General features: G+C 64.7%; 3 protein-coding genes. All 3 read right to left on the bottom strand.

Annotated elements, in window-relative coordinates:
- Positions 1 to 957, bottom strand: a 957-nt coding sequence (locus VKP01_RS00005; RefSeq protein WP_324409593.1) for a SufB/SufD family protein, incomplete at its 3' end; no start/stop codon positions are given.
- 2 nt (positions 958 to 959) lie between these two features.
- Positions 960 to 1712: a Fe-S cluster assembly ATPase SufC gene (gene sufC / locus VKP01_RS00010; protein ID WP_324409594.1), complete on the bottom strand. Its 753-nt coding sequence runs from the start codon at positions 1710 to 1712 to the stop codon at positions 960 to 962.
- A 59-nt stretch (positions 1713 to 1771) separates the two neighbouring features.
- Positions 1772 to 2143, bottom strand: a 372-nt coding sequence (locus VKP01_RS00015; RefSeq protein ID WP_324409595.1) for a SufD family Fe-S cluster assembly protein, incomplete at its 5' end; no start/stop codon positions are given.

The raw sequence follows: 2143 nt of genomic DNA on the forward strand, positions 1-2143 counted from the left end.
CTTGAACAATTCGCGGCTCTCGCAATGCGGCGCCACATGGTTCACGAAAAGCGTCGTATCGGCATGCTGCTTGCCGGTCAGCATCGTCGCGCCGCGCACACCGCCCTTCGTATGCTCACCGGCGAAGGTCATGTAGACCTGATGCCGCACGAGGCCCGGGCGGGCGACGATGTTGAGCGTATCAAACGCCACATGCCCGCCCAGATGCGCCGTCAGCGTCGAGAGCGCTTGCGCGCCGGTGCCATGGCCGTCGATGCGGAAATGCGCGACCTGCGCCTCGTCCTCGACCACCATCTCGACCATGTTGTTGGGCTGATGTGCCAGCCCGTCCGCGCTGTCATGGCTTTCCAGCAGCGTCACGGAGGCGCCCTTCTCGACCACGACGAGACTGCGCGTCGCCGTCGCCACGGCGCTGTCGCCGGTGACAACGAAACGCAGATGCAACGGCATCGACACCTTCGTGCCGGCCTTGACGCGGATCACCACGCCATCGCTCATGAAGGCGCTGTTGAGTGCCACGGCGATGTTGTCGCCGGCCTCGGGGATCGCGCCGAGATGCGCCAGATCGCCGTGGCCGTCAGCCAGCGCCTGCGACAGCGTCTCCACACTCACGCCCTCGGGCAGGTCCGCGAGATCCGAAGCGCTCGCCACAACATGGCCGTTGGCGATGGCGATACGCGCCGCATTCACCCCGGCGAACCAGGGCGAGGCTTCGAGCGCAGCCCTGGCCGCATCGCCCGACAGAGCTGGCGCCAGCGCTGCGGCTTCGCGCATCAGGTTGCGCAGATCGGTATATTTCCATTCCTCGACGCGCCGATGCGGCAGCCCGGCCTCGGTGAAGCGGGCGAAGGCGGTTTCGCGGGCCCCGGCATCGCCGGGCAGCGTCGCCTTCACGCCGGCGAAATGCTCGGCGATGGCTGCCTCGACGGGCGTGTTGATCCTCTCGACTTCAGCCATGATCACGCGGCCTCCTGAGCCTTGTAATCGGCATAGCCGTTGGCCTCGAGCTCGAGAGCGAGCTCCTTGCCGCCGGATTTCACAATCTTGCCGCCCGCCATCACGTGCACGCTGTCGGGTACGATGTGGTTGAGCAGGCGCTGGTAGTGGGTGATCACCAGGAAGGAGCGATCCGGCGAACGCAGGGCGTTGACGCCTTCCGCCGCGATGCGCAGCGCGTCAATGTCGAGGCCGGAATCGGTCTCGTCGAGGATGCAGAAGCGCGGCTCGAGCAGCGCCATCTGCAGGATCTCCATGCGCTTCTTCTCACCGCCGGAAAAGCCGACATTGAGGGCGCGCTTGAGCATGTCCTTGGGGATTTCGAGCTGCTGCGCGGCGGCGTTGACGCGCTTGATGAAGTCCGGCGTCGTCAGCTCGGCCTCACCGCGAGACTTGCGCTGGGCGTTGAGCGCGGCCTTGAGGAAGGTCATCGTGGCGACGCCCGGGATCTCCAGCGGATACTGGAAAGCCAGGAAGACGCCGGCAGCGGCGCGCTCGGAGGGCTCCATTTCCAGCACGTTCTGGCCGTCGAGAATGATCTCGCCGTCGAGCACCTCATACTCCTCCTTGCCGGCCACGACATAGGAGAGCGTCGACTTGCCCGAGCCGTTGGGGCCCATGATCGCGGCGATCTCGCCGTTGTTCACGGTGAGATCCAGCCCGTTGAGGATGCGGTTGCCCTCGATTTCGACAACGAGGTTCTTGATTTCCAACATGTTCTTTCCGTCCTTCAGATCGTTGATGCGTCGGTGGCGCGCCCCCTGGGGCGCTGCCTTCAGCCGACGGAGCCTTCCAGCGAGATCGAGATCAGCTTCTGCGCCTCGACGGCGAATTCCATCGGGAGCTTCTGCAGCACGTCCTTGACGAAGCCGTTGACGATTAGCGCCACCGCTTCCTCCTCGTCGAGCCCGCGCTGCATGCAGTAGAACAGCTGGTCCTCGGAGATCTTGGAGGTGGTCGCCTCGTGCTCGAACACGGCGGAGGCGTTCTTGCTCTCGATATACGGCACCGTATGCGCACCACAATTGTTGCCGATCAGCAGGCTGTCGCAATTGGTGAAGTTGCGCGAGTTCGACGCCTTGCGATGCGCCGAGACGAGGCCGCGATAGGTGTTCTCGGAGTGCCCCGCCGAAATGCCCTTGGAGAT

The organism is Saliniramus sp., from assembly GCF_035311605.1.
Classification (GTDB): Bacteria; Pseudomonadota; Alphaproteobacteria; order Rhizobiales; family Beijerinckiaceae; genus Saliniramus.

Excerpts from the sequence above, each read along its gene's own strand:
- sufC (WP_324409594.1), bottom strand. The coding sequence starts at position 1,712 with ATGTTGGAAATCAAGAACCTCGTTGTCGAAATCGAGGGCAACCGCATC.